The sequence below is a fragment of the Burkholderia sp. Se-20378 genome (genome assembly GCF_017104665.1).
Taxonomy (GTDB): domain Bacteria; phylum Pseudomonadota; class Gammaproteobacteria; order Burkholderiales; family Burkholderiaceae; genus Burkholderia; species Burkholderia lata.
Window position 1 is genome coordinate 1 of sequence record NZ_JAAGPG010001141.1, and the last position, 849, is coordinate 849.

An 849-nucleotide genomic window follows, 5' to 3' on the forward strand; every position below is an offset into this window, starting at 1 on the left:
TCGCCGAGCCCCGTGCGCACGCGCTCGGCGAAGCGCGCGGCATCGCGCAGCGTCGTGTACAACCCGCCGCTCGCCATCGCCATCGCATTGCGGTCGACGACGACGTACGCATCGTCTTCCGCGAAATCGCGCCACAGCCACCGCTCGACCAGCGCGTTCCACGATTGCCCGGTCGCGCGCTGCATCGCCCACGCGACGGCTTCCGGCGAACCGTTCTGGTAGAACCACGTGCTGCCGGGCGCCACGTCCGGCACACGCTGCACGGTCAACAGGAAGTCGGCGATGCTGGCCGGCGCGCCTTCACGGTGGGGCACCAGCCCGACCGCGCCGAACAGCCCGAGATCGGGCGGGATGCCCGGCGCGTACGCGGTCGGCACCTCCATGTCCAGGTTCTGCTGCAGCGTCGCGCCGCCGAACGGCGTGTCGGCGAGTTCCGGCACCGTGCGCGCGAGCGGCGCGCCCGCGTCGAGCACGCCGGATTCGATCATCTGCGCGGCCAGCAGGCCCGTCACCGATTTCGTCATCGACGCCCACGCGTGCGGCTGGTCGGGCCGGAAGCCGTCGAAGTAGCGCTCGTAGACGATCCGGCCGCGCTGCACGACGATGAAGCCGTCCGTATGCGTGGCGCGCAGGTAGGCGTCGAGCGTCAGCGTCTCGCCGCCGATCGTCACGGGCAGCGTGTCGAGACCGGATGCCGGCTGCTCGGGCAGCGGCATCGGCGTGGTCGCATGCCGGATGCCGGCCGTCGGCGCGAGCAGCCGCGTATTGCCCAACGCCCAGCGCAGGCGCGCCGGCGTGAATGCGTTCGCCTTGTTGACGACCTGGTCGGCCGGCGGCGGGAAGCCCTGC

Annotated in this window: 1 protein-coding gene; it reads right to left on the reverse strand. The window is 72.0% G+C overall.

All coding sequences use genetic code 11. The features are described 5' to 3' along the window. The coding region (locus tag G3N93_RS40635; RefSeq protein WP_206135590.1) for a serine hydrolase at nucleotides 1-849 on the reverse strand (849 nt) is incomplete at both ends.